Consider the following 17,867-nt stretch of genomic DNA (forward strand, 5'->3'; position numbering starts at 1 on the left):
CAGGACCGTCCGACCGACTTCCATGACCCTAAATGCGTGACCCGGAACCCGGCAACCTATTTTCTACCTGCGATTTTCACGGTTTCGCGACACTAACCGTGGGGTCAGATCCGCCACGCTAGCACTCGCGCGGCCCGCGCGCGCACGCCCACTCCGGGACACGGCTGACGGGCCCCACCGCTCAGGGCGACGGGGTCAGCCCACCCGGATCAGGCACTCCTGGACGACCGACACCGCGAGCTGCCCGGACGCGGTGTACATCTCACCGCGCGCGAGCCCGCGCGCCCCGCCCGACCAGGGCGACTCCTGGGCGTACAGCATCCAGTCGTCGGCGCGGAACGGGCGGTGGAACCACATGGCGTGGTCGAGGGAGGCTCCGCTGATGTTCGCCGACCCCCAGGCCAGCCCGTGGGCGAGCAGGACGGTGTCGACGAGGGTGAAGTCGGAGGCGTACGCGGCGAGCACCACGTGCAGCAGCGGGTCGTCGGGCAGCTCGGCGTCGTACCGGAACCAGGCGTTGTTCTCGGTGCTGATCAGGCTCGGGTCGCGCTGCGCCTCCCACGGGAGCGCGCTGACGTAGCGGAAGTCGACCGGACGCGGCTTGGACGTCCACTCGCGCCACGCCTCGTCGTCGCCGAAGGTCTCGAACATCCGCTGCTGGAACGTGGGCAGGCTCTCCGGCGCGGGCACGTCGGGCATCGGCCGCGCCTGGTGCGCGACGCCGGGCTCGTCGATGTGGAACGAGGCCGACATGGTGAAGATCGCCTTGCCGTGCTGGATCGCGACGACCCGGCGCGTGGTGAAGGAGCGGCCGTCACGCACCCGCTCGACGTTGTAGACGATCGGGACCGCCGGGTCGCCGGGGCGGATGAAGTACGCGTGCAGCGAGTGGACCATGCGGTCGGCCGGCACCGTACGGCCGGCCGCCACCAGGGCCTGGGCGGCGACCTGGCCGCCGAAGACACGCTGGATGCGCTCCTCGGGGCTGCGTCCCCGGAAGATGTCCAGCTCGATCTGCTCCAGATCGAGAAGGTCGAGGAGCTCCTTGAGCGCGGAGTTCATCGAGAACCTCCATTACTCACCGGAGACTCCGGCGGCGGAACGGCACAGGTCGAGCACAGCGTCACCATACCGGTCCAATTTGACCCGTCCTATCCCCGCGATCTGCATAAGGTCCTCTTCCGAGGCGGGCATTCGCTCGGCGATCGCCTGGAGCGTCACGTCGGTGAAGACGACGTACGCCGGGACCTTGTTCTCCTTGGCGACAGAGGAGCGCCAGGCCTTGAGCTTCTCCAGCAACTCCTCGTCGTAGTCCGCCGGGCAGCCGGCGCAGCGGCCCAGCTTCTGCTCGGCGGCCGTCGCCAGGGACCTGCCGCAGATGCGGCACTGGACGGGTTGCGCCGCCTTCCTGGACGGCGCCCGGCGCTCCGCCTTCGGCGGCGGGCTCGCGGTCAGCGAGGAGAGGCCGTCGAGGAACCGGGACGGCCGGCGCGACCGGCGGCCGCCCGGGGAGCGGGCCAGCGCCCAGGACAGGTGAAGGTGCTCGCGGGCGCGGGTCACGCCCACGTAGAGGAGCCGCCGCTCCTCCTCGATCTGCTCGGGGGTCTCGGCGTACACGATCGGGACCATGCCGTCGGTGAGCCCGACGAGGAAGACAGCGTCCCACTCCAGGCCCTTGGCGGAGTGCAGCGAGGCGAGCGTCACGCCCTCGACGGGCGGCGCGTGCTGCTCCATCGCCCGGCGCTCCAGCTCGGCGACGAAGGCGGGCAGGTCCGCGCCCTCGGCCGCCATGTCCTCGGCGAGGTCGGCCAGCGCCTTGAGCGACTCCCACTTCTCCCGGGCGCTGCCGCCGCCGGGCGGCTCCGGGGTGAGGCCGATCCCCGAGAGGATCGCGTGGACGGCCGGCGCGAGCGACTCCTCGTCGTTCGCCGAGCGGGCGGCGCCGCGCAGCAGGACCACGGCCTGCCGCACCTCCGGGCGCTCGAAAAACCGCTCCGCGCCGCGCAGCACGTACGGCACGCGGGCCTCGGCGAATGCCTGCTCGTACGCCTCGGACTGGGCGTTGACGCGGAAGAGTACGGCGATCTCCCGGGCGGGCACGCCGTCGGCCATGAGCTTCTTCACGGTCAGCGCCACGCCCAGCGCCTCGGCCGGCTCGTCGTCGTACTCGGTGAAGACGGGCTCAGGGCCCTCCGGGCGCTGTGCGACCAGCTCCAGCCGATGCGGCGAGCGCGCCATGACGCGGTTGGCGAGCGTGACCACCTGCGGGGTGGAGCGGTAGTCGCGGACCAGCCTGATCACCGTGGCCGAAGGGTGCTCGACCGCGAAGTTCGTCAGGTAGAGCGGGGTCGCGCCGGTGAAGGAGTAGATGGTCTGGTTGGGATCGCCGACCACGCACAGGTCGTCGCGCCCGCCGAGCCAGGTGTCGAGCAGCAGCTTCTGCAGCGGGTTGACGTCCTGGAACTCGTCCACCACGAAGTAGCGGTACTGCTGGCGGACCTGCGCGGCGACCTCCCGGTGCTCGGTGATCACCGCGGCGGTCAGTTCCAGGATGGTCTCGAAGTCGATCAGGTTGCGGCGGCGGCGCAGCTCCTCGTACGCCTCGTAGAGGCGGGCCACCTCCTCGGGGGCGATCGGCGGGGTGCGCCGGGCCTTGAGCGCGGCGGCCGGGTAGTCCTCGGGGCCGGTCTGGGTGACCTTGGCCCACTCGATCTCACTCGCGACGTCGCGCAGCTCGCCGCGGTCGGGGTTCCTCCTGAGCGTGCGGCACGCCTCGACGAGCAGCGGCAGCTTGGACTCCACGATCTGGGGTGTGTCGCCGCCGATCACGCGCGGCCAGAAGTAGCTGAGCTGGCGCAGCGCCGCCGCGTGGAAGGTGCGGGCCTGCACGCCCGGCGCGCCGAGCCGGCGCAGCCGCTGCCTGAGCTCACCGGCCGCCCGTGTGGTGAACGTCACAGCGAGGACGCACTGCGGCTCGACCACCCCGGACTGCACCGCGTGCGCGATGCGATGGGTGATGGCCCGGGTTTTGCCCGTGCCTGCTCCTGCCAGCACGCACACCGGACCGCGTACGGACTCGGCGACGTCGCGCTGCTCCGGATCCAGCCCCGCGAGGACGTCCACGTAACGCTCCCAACATGCGATGCGGACGGATGAACTGGCATCATCCTTCCAGCAACTAACAGAGACGGCGTGGTTTACCCACAGGGGCCCCGGCTCCGAAGGAGGAGAGCAGTGCGAAGGACAGCGGTAGGTGTCGGATCCCTAGCCCTCGCTGCCGTTCTGCTCCCGTCGACGGGCGCCGCCGCCGCGTCGGGCGACCCGACGCCGTCGCCCAGTCCCACGCCCTCCGCCACGGTATCCGTCGTGCCGCTCCACTCGGACACCAACGTCCGCACCTTCTCGTACGGCGCGCACCCCCGGCAGCGCATGGACGTGTGGTGGCACAACACCGGAGAGCGGCATCCGGCGGTGTTCATCGTCCACGGCGGATGGTGGTCGGGCGGCGACAAGAAGGCCACGGCCTCGATCAGCCAGAGCTACGCACAGCTCGGCTACACCGTCATCTCGATCAACTACCGGCTGTCGGGCGACGCCGCGTGGCCCGCGCAGCGGAGCGACGCGCTCAACGCCATCGCCACCATGCGCAAGCACGCCGAGACGTTCAACATGGACCCGGACCGCTACGTCGTGCTCGGCTTCTCCGCGGGTGGGCACATCGCCGCCGCCGTCGGCACGTACGGCGACGGCTCCCCCGGCCTGCGCGGCGTCGCCGCCGTCTCCCCGGTCATCTCGCCGCTGACGGCCTACAGCGACGGCGACGCCGGCGGGGACGCCTACCAGCGCAAGCTCCGCAAGGCGACGGTGGCGCTGGCGGGCGGCTGCGGGCCGACCCAGTGCCCCAAGATCTGGTCGAGCATGGAGGTGGCGTTCCACGCGAGCGCGGGCGACGCCCCGATGCTCACGCTCCACTCGGACGACGAGTTCGTGCCGCCGTACCAGAGCGAGCTGCTGAAGCAGACGCTCGACGAGGTGGGCGTGAAGATGACCATCCGGACGATGCCCGGCGTGCAGCACAGCTCGGCGCTCTACCGCGAGCCGGGCGTGGCCGAGGGCGTGCAGTCCTGGATCGCCTCCCGCCTGGCGAAGTGACCGCCGCTCCGCGGACCCCGGGAACACGGGCGGCGGTCCCCTGTGTTGTCAATGACTGCTCATGACACACGAAGGGACGAAGATGGCGCTCACCGTCTACACGACCAGTTGGTGCGGCCCCTGCAAGCGACTGAAGGGCCAGCTCACCCGCGAAGGCATCACCTTCGAGGAGATCGACATCGAGCGGCATCCGGACGCCGCGGAGTTCGTGATGAGCGTGAACAACGGCAACCAGGTGGTGCCGACCGTGGTCGCCGACTGCCACACGATGACGAACCCGTCGGTGGCCGAGGTCAAGCGGCACCTCACCGGCGCCTGCTGACCCCCTCCTCGCGTTCCGTCCGGTTCGATCTGTGGGGCGCCGCCGTCCCGGTCGGCGCCCCCGGACTCAGTCGCCGTCGATGCGCGCGCCGTACCAGGTCTCGATGAGCCTGCGGGCGATCGAGAGCTGGGACGGCAGGCCCAGCTCTCCGGAGCGCACGGCCGCGCCCAGCTCGTCCCTGGTCCACCAGCGGGCCTCGGCGATCTCCTCCGCGTCCGGCCGGAGCTCCGTGGACAGCGCGCGGGCGAAGAACCCGACCATCAGGCTGCGCGGGAACGGCCACGGCTGGCTGCCCATGTATCGGGCGTCGGCCGCGGCGACGCCGACCTCTTCGAAGACCTCGCGCACGACGGCCTGCTCCAGCGCCTCGCCCGGCTCGACGAACCCGGCGAGCACCGACATCCGGCCCTCCGGCCACTCCGGGCCCCTGGCCAGCAACGCACGGTCGTCCTCGTCGCGCACCAGCATGATCACGGCGGGGTCGACCCGGGGGAAGTGCTGGCTGCCGTCGGCGGGACAGACGCGCACGTGGCCCGACGCCGCGACGTCGGTGCGGCTCCCGCAGCGCGGGCAGTGCTCGTGCCCGGCGTGCCACGCCTCCAGCGCCACCGCGTAGACGAAGAGACCGGCGTCCCGGTCGTCGAGCAGGGATCCGGCCTGGCGCAGCCCCATCGGGGCGTCGTACGGGCCGTCCTCCGGCGCGGGGCCCTCGGTGATCTCGTCCGGCAGCGGCGTCTTGACCGCGAAGTACGGCACACCCTCGGCGTCGACACCGAGCAGGTAGCGCGGCCCCTGCGGGGCCTCGGCGGGCGACATCAGGGTCAGGCTCGCCTCCATGCCGCGACTCCGGACCAGGGTCCTGCCCTCGTGGACGAGCAGGACGCGGGTCCTCTCCTCGGCCCAGACCCGCCGCAACCAGTCCTCGTCGTTGCGGAGCGCGGCCGAACGGTCGACGATGCCGCGCGACAGCAACAACGGCCCCATGAGCCCGTCAGTCGTTTCCACTCGCCTATCTTTCCATTCGCCACCAAAACGATCTATCGAAGGCTAGGATGACTGAGTTAGGTTAGCCTTACCTTCGGGGGTCCTTGCGTGCGGCTGTACCTCACCTCGCTGAATCCCACCGACTCGGTCACCGCCGGCTTCCTGCCCGCCGCCGAGGCTCTGGGATGGGACGTGACGATCCTGACCGACCGTCCCGCCGGATATCCCGGGTTCGAGACCATCGAGACCGACGTGCGCGACGTCCGCGCCGTCATCGACACCATCGCCCGGCACCACCCGCCGGGCGTCGTCTTCACCAACTCCGACCACATCCAGGCCGAGACCGCCCTGGCCGCCGCGTATTTCGGCCTGCCGGGCAAGGACTGGCGCGCCTGCGTCACCGCGAAGAACAAGGCCCTCACCCGCGAACGGCTCGCCTCCGTCGAGTCCGTCCGGTCCGTACGGCTCACGCCGGGGGCGGGCCTGCCGGAGGCCCTGCCGTACCCGGTGGTGGTGAAGCCGGCCATGGGGGTGGCGAGCGAGGACGTGACGCTGGCCCGGGACGCCGGCGAGCTGGCCGCGGCGGTCGCCGAGATCAGGACGCGGCGGCCCGGCGAGACGCTGGTGGCCGAGGAGTACCTCGACGGCCCCCTCCACACCCTGGAGACCCTCGGGGACGGCGGCACGGTGGCCGTTCTGGGGGGATTCCGCACCACACTCGGCCCGCTGCCGCACTTCGTCGAGGAACGGCTCGACTGGGATCCGGAGCCGCCCCCGGGCGCGCGCGACCACGTGCTGGCTGCGCTGGCCGCGCTCGGCGTGGGCTTCGGCGCGTGCCACACCGAGTACGTCGTCACACCGGACGGGCCCCGGATCGTCGAGGTGAACTACCGCGTCATCGGCGACAACTGCGACCTCCTGCTCGCCGACATGATCGGGGCGCCCCTCTTCGAGTGGATACTGCGCGTCCACGCGGGCGAGCCGCTGCCGTGCCCGCCGGAGGCGGCCACGGCCGGGCACGGCGCCGTGGTCAGCCTCGTCGCGGACCGCTCCGGCGTGGTGACCGTGGCCCCGCCTCCGGACGCGCAGCCGCGAGAGCGCGACGGGGCCCGCCTGTGGCACCGGCCGCTGCGCCGGGTCGGCGACCGGGTCGAACTGACCCACACCAACCGCGACTATCTGGGCCTCCTCCGCGCCGTCGGGCCGGACCGCGCCCGCGTCGACGCCGCCGTGGCGGCGTTCCGCGCCGAGCGGCCGTGGGTGATCGGATGAGCGCGATGGCCGGGGTGCGGCCGGTGGGGCGGGAGCCGTACCTGGCCGGACGGGTGCTGAACGCGCTGCTCCGCGAGGACTTCGCGGGCATCGCGTCACGGTTGGAACGCGACCGGGAGGGGGTCGCCCTCGTGCTCGCGTCCGGCCGGAGGGTACGGCTCGCGCCCGGCGGCCTGTTCCAGGACTTCTCGATCGCCCCGGAGGAGACGCTCACCCTCGCGGAGGTCCTGCAGACGCTGGAGGCGGTGGCGACGCCGGCCGACGCTCCCGGGGTCGCCGCCTTCGCCACCGAATGCCACGAGACCCTCGCCGCGCTCGAACTCCACGACCGGCACGGGCCGCGGGCGCTGGAGCGGGCACCCGGCCCGATCCGGTACGAGGCGCTCGCGGCGGCCGTGGACCACCCCGTGTACCCGACGGCGCGCTGCCGCCTCGGCGTCCCCGCCGAGGGCCTGCTCGCGTACGCCCCGGAGTTCGCGCCCGCGTTCGAGCTGCGCTGGGCCGCGGTGCCCAGGGAGCGCGTCACGCTCTCGGCCGAGGCGGAGACCTTCCCGGGCGTCCGCCAGGAGCCGGTCTCGGGGTCGCTTTCCCGCGTGTTCCCGTCGGCGGTCCCGGGTCACGCTTCCGCGCTCTTCCCACGCCCCGCCGACGTGGGGCTGCCCGACCGGCTGGCGGACACGCACGTGCTCTTCCCGGTGCATCCGCTCGCGCTGCCGGTGGTCACCGGGATCCCCGGCGTCATCGTGGCGGGCGTGCCGTACCTGCGGGTGCGGCCGACGCTGTCGATGCGCACCGTGGTGGCCGGCGAACGGCTGCACCTCAAGCTGCCGATCCCGACGAGCACGCTCGGACTGCGCAACCGGCGGTCGATCAAGCCCGCCACGCTGCGGGACGGCGCGCTCGCCGAACGGCTGCTGCGCGAGGTGCTCCGCGCCGAGCCGGACCTGCCGGTGCTCCTCGCCGACGAGCAGGTCCACGGCCACGCCGGGCACGAGTACCTCGGCTGGCTGGTCCGGCGGCTGCCTCCCGGCGAGATCGTGCCCGTGGCGGCGCTGGCCGCGCCCGGCGTGCTCCCCGAGATCGCCGCCCGGTTCCACGGAGGCGACGTCAGGGCGCTGCTCCGCGAGTACCTGACCCTCCTCTTCGCGTGGAACGTCCGGCTCTTCGTCCGGTACGGCATCGCCCTGGAGGCGCACCAGCAGAACCTGTCGCTGGTCTTCGCGGACGGCGCGATGCGGTTGATGGTGAAGGACAACGACGGCCTTCTCGCCGCGCCCGACCGGCTGGCCTCGGCCGGGCCGGCCGTACCGGACTTCGCCGACGAGCGCATGCTGACCGACGATCCGCACTCCCTGGCCGACGTGTTCGTGACGATCACCCTGCATCTGGCCGCCGCGGCCATCGCGTTCGGGGCGGTCGAGGACGCGGCCCGGCTGATACGCGAGACGCTCGACGACGCGCTCACGGAGTACGGCGAGCACCCGATGGCCCGCCTGCTGCGCGCCAGGACCCTGGACGCGGCCCGGCTGGTCGGCAAGTCCATGGTCACCGCCGCCACCCTGGTCGGCAAGGAACGGACCGGCGCCAGGGACGTCAACAAGTTCTACGGCACCAGCGGGCCGAACTACCTCCGCTTCCCGCGTTGACTGCCTCCCCCGGATCTCCCCCGGATCGCGGACGGGAGTCCTCCACGCCGAAGGAGATCGGATGAGCGCCGTATCCACGGCAGCGGGCCGTACACACGGGATTTCCCCGGAACACGGCCACGAGCCGGGTTCCGGGGACGCCCGCCGCGCGGTCGCGGAGGCGGTGACGCTGGGCGCGCTGCTGCGCTGCTGCGTCCGCGAGGTGGCCTGGCCGCGCGGGCAGGTCTGGCCGGCCGAGCCGTACCTGCTGCTGCGGGTGGCCGGGACTCTGCTGCGGGCCCGGGTCCACGGCGGGATCGCGCTGCGTTTCGACGGCCCGGCCGAGTGGCTCTCGGGCGGCGCGTGGCGGCCGCTCACCTCGGAGATGCTGGTCACGCTGGTCGAGCGGGAGCTGGCCGGAGGCAACGACGAGTTCGCCGGGCAGGTGACGCGCAGCCGCGAGGCGATCGCCGCGCTGCTGCGGGCCCGCGAGAGGGCGGCCGCCCCCGGCGATCCGTGGCTCGCGTCGGAGCAGGCGCTGGTCGCGGGGCACCCGTTCCACCCCTCGCCGAAGGCGCGGGAGGGGTCCGACTGGCTGCGCTACGCGCCCGAGGCGCACGCGGAGTTCCCGCTCCGGCTGCTCGGCGTGCGCGCCGACCTGGTCGCGGAGCGGGGCGACGCCGCCGCGCTCGGCCTATTCGGCGGCGCGCCTTCGGGGTACGTGCCGCTGCCGGCGCATCCGTGGCAGCTCGACCTGCTCGCCGCCGAACTGCGCGACCCCCTGGCCGACGGGCGGCTGGTCGATCTGGGGGAGACGTCCCGGCCGGTGGCCCCCACCTCGTCGGTCCGCACGGTGTACGACGCGGAGACCGGGATGTGCCTGAAGTTCAGTCTCGATGTACGGATCACGAACTGCGTGCGGAAGAACGCCTGGTACGAGCTGATCGGCGCGGTGGAGCTCACCGGGCGGCTCGGCCCGGTGTTCGCGCGGCTGGCCGCCGGCTTCCCCGGCACGCGGTGGCTGCCCGAGCCCGGCTACCGGTCCGCGGACCTCGGCGTCCGGCTGCTCGAAGGGCTGGGCGTGATCCTCCGGCCCGGCCCATGGACGGTGTGCGGTCCCGGCGTCACCCCGGTCCTCGCCGGGGCGCTCGCCTCCCCGGGGGGCCCGGGGCCGTACGGCACGGCCGATCCGCTCGCGTGGTGGCGGTGCTATGTGGAGCGGGTCGCGCCGCCGGTGCTCGACGCGTATTTCACGCACGGCGTGGTCCTGGAGCCCCACCTGCAGAACGTGCTGGTCGGGATCGACGACCGCGATCTCCCCGTTGAAGCCATATTTCGGGATATGGAGGGGACGAAGCTCGTCCGGGATCGGCATGATCTGTCCGGCCTGCCTCCGGCGGTGGCCACGGCGCTCACGTACGACGCGGAGCGCGGATGGAACCGCGTCGTCTACTGCCTCATGGTCAACCATCTCGCCGAGGTCGCCGCCTCGGTGGCCGAGCACGCCGGGCAGGTCATCCTGCCCGAACTGTGGTCGGCCGCCCGTGACGTCCTCGCGGCGTACGCGGAGGGACACCGCACGCCACCCCCGCTGGCCGAGCTGCTCGCGGGGGCGCCACTGCCTGCGAAGGCCAACCTCGGGGTCCGCTGGGCGCGCGACGCGGACCGTACCGCCGGATACGTCCCGATCGCCAACCCGCTCGCCTGACGTCCCCGGCGCGGTCACCCCTCCAGGTCGCGGCCCTGGCGCAGCCAGTCCGCGAACAGCTCGGCGTCGATCTCGTCCACCGAACGGAGCTTGACCGCGGCCATCACCCGGGCGGCGGGTTCGAGGCGGCCGGACCGGTCCTCGATCTCCTGACCACGCCAGAGGCCGAAGGTCACGTAGCTCGCGTACGCCTTGACGTAGGCGACCGGCTGCTTGCCCGGGGCCGGGCCCAGGCTCCACACCGGGTGCCCGTGCCAGACCGCGCCGACGCCGGGCAGCGTCTCCTCGATGAGGGGCAGGAGCTTCGCACCGATCTCGCGATGCGACTCGGGGAGGGAGGCCATGTACTCGTCCACGGTGGCGGGCTTGGTCATGTCGGCGACCTTTCTTGTCCGGGATTCGGCGTGGGGTGGTTCAGCGGGGTGGTTCAGAGGCCGCGGCGGTAGCGGGCGGCGACCCAGGAGACCCAGAGCATCGCGGTGATGGCGCCGACGGCCAGGGTGAGGGAGCCGGCCGCGCCGCCGGTCATCGACCAGCCGTCGCCGACCAGCAGTGCGGTGCCGGCGACGCGGGAGGCGACGGCGAGGCCCCGGTTCCCGGAGCGGCTGAAGTGCCGGCCCAGGACGTAGCAGGCGGCGATCAGCGCGATGAAGGCGACCGATCCGGCGGCCATGTGGCCGTAGCTGTGCCAGGTGAGCGCCTCGGGCATCCCGTCCGGGGTGCCGACGGGGAAGCCGTCGGACGCGTCCATGACGAAGACTCCCGCGGCCATCATCCCGATGCCGTTGACCAAGACCAGCCGTGGCGTCCAGGTGCCTCCGGGAGTGCCGCGCATGGCGCGGCGCAGGCCGGTCGCCCCGGCGACGGTCAGGAGACCGGCGACCAGGAAGTTGGTTATCTGCAGCCAGCCGAGGGAGCCGTTGCTCAGCGCGCTCAGCGGGTGGCGGATCAGGTCGAAGCCCTCCCGGGTGGCGGCCTGAGCCAGGGAGACGGTCGCCCACAGGGGCGCCGCGACCGCCGCGCAGGTGAGCAGGGCGCGGGTGGTCGCCGAGGTCGCGGGAGTCGCGGGAGTGGTGGTGGCGGCGGGGATCTGGATGGCGGTCATGGCCGATGCCTTTCTGGTGTTCGTCGGTTCTCGCTGACACGTCGATCCGGTGATGTGACAGGGAATGCCGCCGTTCCCTGTCACATAAGGTGTTCGACGCTTGGGTGAAACACCGAAGCGACTAACGAATACGGAGCAACCTCATGCGCTACCTGATGACGACCAAGGCCACCGACACCGACGCCCCCGACGAGACGCTGTACGCCGAGATGGCCAAGTTCGTCGAGGAGCTGACCGCGGCCGGGGTCCTGCTGGCCACCGGCGGCCTGGAGGCCGGCGGTGTCCGCGTCGCGTCCTCGGGCGACACGATCACGGTGACCGACGGGCCGTTCACCGAGGCCAAGGAGGCGGTGGCCGGTTTCGCGCTCGTCGAGGTCCGCAGCAAGGAGGAGGCGATCGAGGTGACTCGGCGCTTCCGCAAGATCGTCGGGGACGGCGAGAGCGTGATCCAGCAGGTCTTCGGCCCCTGACACCTGCGCGGCCGGGCTTCGTCAGCGCGCTCCCGGCCGCCGAACCGCGACGGCTCCGGCCCCGCCCGGCGCCCCTCTCCTGACCAGGGGCGCCGGGCGGGGCCTCTCCCGTGAGTAGGCACGGGCCGGAGACCGGACCACCACACCGAACCGGCGAAAGGCATCGGCAGACCATGATCGACGCTTCCCTCCCTCCGGAAGGCGTCCGGCGGACGATCGACGCGGTCTGGAAGATGGAGTCGGCCAAGATCGTCGCCGGACTCACCCGCATGGTCCGCGACGTCGGCCTCGCCGAAGAACTGGCCCAGGACGCGCTGGTCTCCGCGCTCGAACAGTGGCCCGAGTCCGGCGTCCCGGACAACCCGGGAGCCTGGCTCATGGCGATCGCCAAGCGGCGGGCCGTCGACCACATCCGCCGGTCCGCCCGCCTGGAGCGCAAGCACGAGCAGATCGCGTACGAGCTGGAACAGCGGCCGCCGGACGGCGAGCCGGACGACGTACTGCGGCTGATGTTCCTGTCCTGCCACCCCGTGCTGCCCACGGAGGAGCGGGTCGCGCTGACGCTCCGGCTGCTCGGCGGTCTGACGGCCGCCGAGATCGCGCGGGCGTTCCTGGCCGTCGAGCCGGTGATCGTCCAGCGGATCGCCTCCGCCAAGCGGACGCTGGCCGAGGCGGAGGTGCCGTTCGAGCTGCCGGACGGCGCCGAGTTGACCGAGCGCCTGTCGTCCGTGCTCGACGTCATCTATCTGATCTTCAACGAGGGATACTCGGCGACCTCCGGCGACGACCTGATGCGGCCGGAGCTCTGCCTGGAGGCGCTGCGGCTCGGCCGCCTGCTGGCCGAGCTGGCGCCGCACGAGGCCGAGGTCCACGGCCTGGTCGCGCTCATGGAGCTCCAGGAGTCGCGCTCCGCCGCCCGCACCGGCCCCTCAGGGGAGCCGGTCCAGCTTCACGAGCAGAACCGGGGCCGCTGGGACCGGCTGCTCATCCGCCGCGGTTTCACCGCCATGCTGCGCGCGCGGGAGGCGGGCGGCCCGCCGGGGCCGTACATGCTGCAGGCGGCGATCGCCGTCTGCCACGCCCAGGCGGCGACGGCGGCCGACACCGACTGGCCCCGGATCGCGAGCCTGTACGAGACGCTGTCCCGGCTGCTCCCGACACCGGTCGTGCGGCTCAACCACGCGGTCGCGCTCGGCATGGCGTACGGGCCGGTGGCGGGGCTGGCCGTGGCGGACTCGCTGACCGGCGACCCCGCGCTGCGCGACTACCACCTGCTCCCGAGCGTCCGGGGCGATCTCCTGCTCCGGCTCGGACGGCGTGAGGAGGCGCGGCGGGAGTTCCTGCGGGCCGCGTCCCTCACCGGGAACGACGCCGAACGCGCCTTCCTGCGCCGCCGTGCGGACGGGATCCCCGCTCCCAAGGCGCCAACGTTCACTCTCTGGCAGGCCGCCCGCGACTTCCTGGCCCGCGACGACCTCGATGGCGGAACCGCCCGCTCGTACGGGCAGACGCTGCGGCGGCTACGCCTCTCCCTGGGCGACGAACTGCCGCTGGACTCGCTGACCGCCGACCAGGTGGCGCACGTCTTCCGTACGGCCTGGGGCGAGGCGGCGGCCGCGACCTGGAACCGGCACCGGTCCGCGGTGCGGTCGTTCTGCACGTGGGCGTCCCTGGACGACCTCGCGGCGGGCCTCGACCGCCGGACCGTGACCCCGGCCCGTACGGAGACGATCGACGCGGCCCGGCTCGACGCGCTGTGGAACCTCCCCGATGTGCCCCTGCGGGAGCTGACCCTGTGGCGGCTCCTGCACGAGTCGGCGGCCGGGGTGACGACCGTGCTGTCCCTGAACGTCGAGGATCTGGACCTGGACGACCGCCGGGCCCGGGCGGGAGGCGGCTGGGTGAGCTGGCGTTCCGGGACCGCCCGCCTGCTCCCCCGCTTGCTGGCCGGGCGCGCCCGCGGGCCCCTCTTCCTCGCCGACCGGCGCCCCGGCCCCGCCCGCACACCGGCGCCGGCGGACCTGTGCCCGGAGACCGGCCGCGGACGCCTGTCGTACGAGCGGGCCGAGTACCTCTTCAAGCGGGCCACCATCCTCCTGGACCCGGCCGGCCACGGCTACACCCTCCGCCAGCTCAAGCCCCGGGGCTGATCCACCCCCATCCCGAGGGGCATCTCTCGCCCCGAGGTGGAGAGGCTTCTCCCGCACCTCTCCGGGCCGTCACCGCGCCCCCATCCCGCTGTTACGTTCCGTCGCGAAGTAGCAACTCCACGTACCATGAGACAGCGCAAGGAGCCGAAAGGATGGGACCCACATGCCTCTCGTCGAGCACCGACGACGCGTCACGCATCCCGCCCCCTCCCCCGTACCACTGCCGCCTCCAGAGGAGCCGTTGGACGCCGAGGCCGAGATCCAGCAGCTCTGCCGGGAACTCAATGACGCCGGCTACACCGCCGAGATCTCTTGGGGGCACGTCATCGTGAGCCCCTGGATAAACCGGCGAAGCTCCTACATAGTCGACAAGATCGCCAATCAACTCATTCCCCTCAAGCTCGCCAACGACTGGCTGTTCCACCACAACTGGGCCGTCCATATTCCGCCCCTCCTCGACCACCGGCTTCCAGATCTGATGATCGCTCCAGACAACGCCGAACAGTTCGATGAGATGCGCGTTCATGGGCACAGCACCCTGCTGGTCGTGGAGGTGTGCTCTCCCGGTACCCGCATGGTGGACTGGCGCGAGAAGCCGCTGGACTACGCGCGGGCCGGCGTACCGCTCTATCTCATCGTCGATCCGGTGACCGATCCGCCGACGATGACACTGATGAGCGGCCCGGTCGCCGATCTCGCCGTGGACGACGAGCGGCAGCCGTACCGGGAGGTCGTGATGGTGGAGGCGGGTCAGCCGCTTGAGCTGCCCGAGCCGTTCGGCGTCAAGCTGGACACCTCAGCGGTCTTCGGCTGATCACCGCGGCCCCACTTCGGGAACGCGGCGGATGAGATCGGCCAGGCCTTCCGCGTCGAGCAGGTCCACCGGGCGCACCGTCTCGTTCGACCGCACGTAGTGGAAGGCCGCGCCGACCTTCTCCAGCGGCACCCCGGCCAGCGACGCCCAGGCGATACGGTAGGCCGCGAGCTGGACGGCCGAGGTGCGGGCGGCCTTGCCGCGCGGGCGCTCGCCGGTCTTCCAGTCCACCACGAGGTAGCCGTCGCCGTCGGTGAACACCGCGTCCATCCGGCCGCGGACCAGCCGGTCGGCGATCATCGTCTCGAACGGCACTTCCAGGTCGAGCGGCTCCCGCGCCGCCCACACGCTCTCCTCGAAGCGTTGCTGCAGCTCGGTGAGCTGGACGTCGGCGTCGGACATGTCGTCGGAGGCGCCCGGCAGCTCGAAGTCGTCGATCAGCCGCTGCTGGCCCCAGCGCGACTCCAGCCAGGCGTGGAACGCGGTGCCCCGCCGGGCCAACGGTGCGGGCTTCCTCGGCAGCGGGCGGCGCACCTGCCGGGCCAGCGCGGACGGGTCGCCGGCCAGAGTGACGAGCGACGACACGGACAGCCGCGCGGGCAGGTCCACGACCGCCGCCTCGCCGCGCCGTTCGCGCTCCGCGAGGAGCAGTTCGGTGTCCCGGGCCCAGGCGCGCATCCGCTCCCCTCGGGCGGGGACGGGGTCCTCCTGGCCGTCGAGCGCGCGTTCCATGGCCTCCTCGACCAGGCGAGCGCCCTCCAGTACCGCGTCGCGTACGGACACGGACGGCCAGACCGCCTCGGAGGGCTCGGCGAGCAGCGGGTTCTCCGCCGCCTCGCTCTCGTCCCAGCACGCCACGGTCGCGCCCGCGTCGCGGACCTCCGTGAGGAAGTCGGACGGGTCGAGCGGCTTGGACGAGCCGCCCCAGCGATATCCCGACGCGATCAGCAGGTAGTGCGCCCGGGTCACCGCGACGTACGCGAGGCGCCGCTCCTCCAGCAGGTCCCGGTCGCGGCAGCGCTCGTCGAAGTCGGCGAGCGCCTCCTTGTCGAGACCGGTCAGCGCCGGCAGGTCCGACGCGTCGCCCCGCAGCGGGTACGGCAGCTTGCGGAAGTTCTCGGTCCAACGCGAATTGGTGACCGGCGTGGCGGGGAAGACGCTGCCCCGGCCGAGCCCGCCCTTCTGGGTGGTGAGCTGGGACAGGCCGGGGACGACGACCACCGGCCACTCCAGCCCCTTGGACGCGTGGACGGTCATGAGCTTGACGCTGTCGGTCTCGCCGACCCGCCCGGCCTCCAGGCCGAACTCCTCGCTCTCCGCGGCCTTGAGGTAGGCGAGGAACGCGCCCAGCGTGGGGTCCTCGGCGTCGCCGGCGAACCTGGCCGCCGCGTCGAGGAACGCGTCGAGGTCGGCCCGCGCCGCCAGCGCGCTCCCGCCGCGCGCGGCCACCTCGATGTCGAGGCCGAGCCGCCGCTCGATCTCGGTGATCAGGTCGGGCAGCGGCTGGCCCGCGCGGGCGCGCAGCGACCTGAGCTCGCCCGCCAGCGCGGGCAGGCGGACCCGGGCCAGCGGCGAGAACGGCTCCAGCCACTCGGGCCGGTCGGGCAGCTCGTCGAGCGCGTCGATCAGGCTGCCGCGCTCGTTCTCCAGGTCGGCCATCACCTGTTCCAGCGGGTCCTCGGTCCGCCGGCCCTCCTGGCTCAGCGCGCGGGCGAGGTCGCCGAGGACCTTCAGGTCGGCCGGGCCGATCCGCCAGCGCGGCCCGGCCAGCAGCCGTACGAGCGCGTCTCCGGCGGTCGGGTCGTAGAGGACGCGCAGCGTGGCCACGATGTCGGCCACCTCGGGGACGGTCAGCAGGCCGCCCAGTCCGACCACCTCGACCGGGATGCCGCGGTCCTCGAGCGCGCGGCGCAGGGTGGGGAACTGCGACCGCTTGCGGGCGAGGACGGCGACGTCCCTGGCCTGCAGGGGACGGGCCTGCTCGCCCTCGCCCCAGGGCAGGCCGTCGGGCGCGGTCTCGGAGCCGAGCGTCCTGGCGATGCCGTCCGCGATCCAGGCGGCCTCGTCCTCGGCGGTGGCGTGGAAGGCGCACACGACCCGGCCGCGGTCCACCCGGTTGGCCCCGGGCACGAGCACCGGCACGCTGCCGCGCCGCCCGTCCCGAAGCGGGATCTGGATCTTCGCCGCCACGTCGAGCACCCGCTCGCCGTTGCGGAAGCTGACGGAGAGCTGCCGCACCGGCGCGGGGTCGCCCGACGCCGTCGGGAAGTCCTCCGGGAAGCGGGACAGGTTGCCGGCCGACGCGCCGCGCCAGCCGTAGATCGACTGGCAGGGGTCGCCCACCGCGGTGACCGGGTGGCCTCCGCCGTACAGGGCGCGGAGCAGCACGAGCTGGGCGTGGCTGGTGTCCTGGTACTCGTCGAGCAGGACGACGGAGAACCGCGACCGCTCGGTCGCGCCCACCTCGGGGTGTCTCGCCGCGATGCGCGCCGCCAGCGCCATCTGGTCGCCGTAGTCGATGACCTCCCTGGCGCGCTTCACCCGCGTGTACGCCTCGGCCAGGGGCAGGAGCTGCTCGCGGATCGCCTGGCTGCGCACCGGCCGCTGCTGGGCCACCGTGGCCTTGCCCGGCAGCTCGGCGAGGCGTTCCCGGAGCCACGCGCCGACCTCGCGCACGTCGTCGGCGCCGCGCAGATGCTCGGCCATGTCGCCCGCGAGTTCGAGGACGGCGGCGGTGACGCTCGGCGGGCCGAGGTCGACCAGGTCCATCGGGCCGTCGTACTGTCCGACGATCCGGGCGGCCATCTGCCAGGCCACCGCCGGGCTCATCAGCCGCATCGTCGGCTCCAGACCCTCACGCAGCGCGTGGTCGGTCACCAGCCGGGCGGCGTACGCATGGTAGGTCGAGACGGTGGGCTCGGCGTCGAGCAGCTCGGCCGGGACCAGGCCGGCCGAGGCGAGCCCGGCGAGCCGCCTGCGTACCCGTTCGGCCAGCTCGGCGGCGGCCTTGCGGGTGAAGGTGAGCCCGAGGATCTGCTCCGGGCGGACCAGGCCCGACGCGACCAGCCAGACGACGCGGCCGGCCATGGTCTCGCTCTTGCCCGACCCGGCGCCGGCCACGACGACCATCGGATCCAGGCTCGACTCGATGACGACCGCCTGCTCCGGGGTCGGGGGGAGGATGCCGAGCTTCTCGGCGAGCTCGGCCGGGCTCAGCGTGGCCGGCCGCCACTCGGGTTCGGCGCGGCCGCCGTCCGGCTCTTCG

Annotated in this window: 14 protein-coding genes; 8 read left to right on the forward strand and 6 right to left on the reverse strand. The window is 72.8% G+C overall.

What is annotated here, in order from left to right:
- Positions 1–195: 195 nt before the first annotated feature.
- Both AWQ71_RS34955 and AWQ71_RS34960 read right to left on the reverse strand, forming a co-directional pair.
- Positions 196–1,062: an acyl-CoA thioesterase gene (locus AWQ71_RS34955; protein ID WP_067142004.1), complete on the reverse strand. Its 867-nt coding sequence runs from the start codon at positions 1,060–1,062 to the stop codon at positions 196–198.
- Positions 1,063–1,074: 12 nt separating this feature from the next.
- Positions 1,075–3,123 carry an ATP-dependent DNA helicase UvrD2 gene (locus tag AWQ71_RS34960; RefSeq protein ID WP_067142007.1) on the reverse strand — a complete coding sequence of 683 codons (2,049 nt, stop codon included), beginning with the start codon at positions 3,121–3,123 and terminating at the stop codon, positions 1,075–1,077.
- Positions 3,124–3,366: 243 nt separating this feature from the next.
- On the opposite strand from AWQ71_RS34960, the gene AWQ71_RS34965 reads away from it, so the two are divergent.
- The gene (locus tag AWQ71_RS34965; RefSeq protein WP_245658798.1) at positions 3,367–4,152 is read left to right on the forward strand and encodes an alpha/beta hydrolase; all 786 of its coding nucleotides are present in this window, start codon (positions 3,367–3,369) and stop codon (positions 4,150–4,152) included.
- A gap of 61 nt (positions 4,153–4,213) precedes the next feature.
- The gene (locus tag AWQ71_RS34970; protein ID WP_067142013.1) at positions 4,214–4,474 is read left to right on the forward strand and encodes a mycoredoxin; all 261 of its coding nucleotides are present in this window, start codon (positions 4,214–4,216) and stop codon (positions 4,472–4,474) included.
- Positions 4,475–4,540: 66 nt separating this feature from the next.
- On the opposite strand, the gene nudC is transcribed toward AWQ71_RS34970, so the two are convergent.
- Positions 4,541–5,479: an NAD(+) diphosphatase gene (gene nudC / locus AWQ71_RS34975; RefSeq protein WP_245658800.1), complete on the reverse strand. Its 939-nt coding sequence runs from the start codon at positions 5,477–5,479 to the stop codon at positions 4,541–4,543.
- A gap of 87 nt (positions 5,480–5,566) precedes the next feature.
- Here nudC and AWQ71_RS34980 point away from each other — a divergent pair, with 87 nt between their 5' ends.
- From AWQ71_RS34980 to AWQ71_RS34990, 3 genes are all read left to right on the forward strand, one after another.
- Positions 5,567–6,730, forward strand: a complete 1,164-nt coding sequence (locus tag AWQ71_RS34980) for an ATP-grasp domain-containing protein (RefSeq protein WP_067142019.1) — start codon at positions 5,567–5,569, stop codon at positions 6,728–6,730.
- Complete coding sequence (locus AWQ71_RS34985) at positions 6,727–8,376, forward strand: IucA/IucC family protein (RefSeq protein ID WP_245658802.1); 1,650 nt, start codon at positions 6,727–6,729, stop codon at positions 8,374–8,376. Before AWQ71_RS34980 ends, AWQ71_RS34985 begins: the two co-directional genes overlap by 4 nt.
- Before the next feature lie 61 nt (positions 8,377–8,437).
- Positions 8,438–10,063 carry an IucA/IucC family protein gene (locus AWQ71_RS34990; RefSeq protein WP_084259645.1) on the forward strand — a complete coding sequence of 542 codons (1,626 nt, stop codon included), beginning with the start codon at positions 8,438–8,440 and terminating at the stop codon, positions 10,061–10,063.
- Between the two features lie 14 nt (positions 10,064–10,077).
- Here the strand turns inward: AWQ71_RS34990 and AWQ71_RS34995 are convergent, their stop codons facing one another.
- Positions 10,078–10,437, reverse strand: coding sequence for a DUF1801 domain-containing protein (locus AWQ71_RS34995; RefSeq protein ID WP_067142026.1), 360 nt, complete (start codon positions 10,435–10,437; stop codon positions 10,078–10,080).
- A gap of 53 nt (positions 10,438–10,490) precedes the next feature.
- Positions 10,491–11,168 carry a DUF998 domain-containing protein gene (locus AWQ71_RS35000; protein ID WP_067142029.1) on the reverse strand — a complete coding sequence of 226 codons (678 nt, stop codon included), beginning with the start codon at positions 11,166–11,168 and terminating at the stop codon, positions 10,491–10,493.
- A 143-nt stretch (positions 11,169–11,311) separates the two neighbouring features.
- On the opposite strand from AWQ71_RS35000, the gene AWQ71_RS35005 reads away from it, so the two are divergent.
- From AWQ71_RS35005 to AWQ71_RS35015, 3 genes are all read left to right on the forward strand, one after another.
- Positions 11,312–11,638, forward strand: a complete 327-nt coding sequence (locus tag AWQ71_RS35005; protein ID WP_067142032.1) for a YciI family protein — start codon at positions 11,312–11,314, stop codon at positions 11,636–11,638.
- Between the two features lie 173 nt (positions 11,639–11,811).
- Positions 11,812–13,788, forward strand: coding sequence for an RNA polymerase sigma factor (locus tag AWQ71_RS35010; RefSeq protein WP_067142035.1), 1,977 nt, complete (start codon positions 11,812–11,814; stop codon positions 13,786–13,788).
- Between the two features lie 241 nt (positions 13,789–14,029).
- On the forward strand, positions 14,030–14,602 hold the full coding sequence (locus AWQ71_RS35015; RefSeq protein WP_067142038.1) for a Uma2 family endonuclease: 573 nt from the start codon (positions 14,030–14,032) through the stop codon (positions 14,600–14,602).
- Here the strand turns inward: AWQ71_RS35015 and AWQ71_RS35020 are convergent, their stop codons facing one another.
- Positions 14,603–17,818, reverse strand: coding sequence for an ATP-dependent helicase (locus AWQ71_RS35020; RefSeq protein ID WP_067142224.1), 3,216 nt, complete (start codon positions 17,816–17,818; stop codon positions 14,603–14,605).
- Positions 17,819–17,867 lie beyond the last annotated feature (49 nt).

The organism is Microtetraspora malaysiensis, assembly GCF_001528665.1.
In the GTDB taxonomy this organism is placed as follows: domain Bacteria; phylum Actinomycetota; class Actinomycetes; order Streptosporangiales; family Streptosporangiaceae; genus Microtetraspora_A; species Microtetraspora_A malaysiensis.

Coding starts and splice junctions, on each gene's coding strand:
- AWQ71_RS34955 (WP_067142004.1), bottom strand. CDS start 1,062: ATGAACTCCGCGCTCAAGGAGCTCCTCGACCTTCTCGATCTGGAGCAG.
- AWQ71_RS34970 (WP_067142013.1), top strand. CDS start 4,214: ATGACACACGAAGGGACGAAGATGGCGCTCACCGTCTACACGACCAGT.
- AWQ71_RS34985 (WP_245658802.1), top strand. CDS start 6,727: ATGAGCGCGATGGCCGGGGTGCGGCCGGTGGGGCGGGAGCCGTACCTG.
- AWQ71_RS34990 (WP_084259645.1), top strand. CDS start 8,438: ATGAGCGCCGTATCCACGGCAGCGGGCCGTACACACGGGATTTCCCCG.
- AWQ71_RS34995 (WP_067142026.1), bottom strand. CDS start 10,437: ATGACCAAGCCCGCCACCGTGGACGAGTACATGGCCTCCCTCCCCGAG.
- AWQ71_RS35000 (WP_067142029.1), bottom strand. CDS start 11,168: ATGACCGCCATCCAGATCCCCGCCGCCACCACCACTCCCGCGACTCCC.
- AWQ71_RS35005 (WP_067142032.1), top strand. CDS start 11,312: ATGCGCTACCTGATGACGACCAAGGCCACCGACACCGACGCCCCCGAC.
- AWQ71_RS35010 (WP_067142035.1), top strand. CDS start 11,812: ATGATCGACGCTTCCCTCCCTCCGGAAGGCGTCCGGCGGACGATCGAC.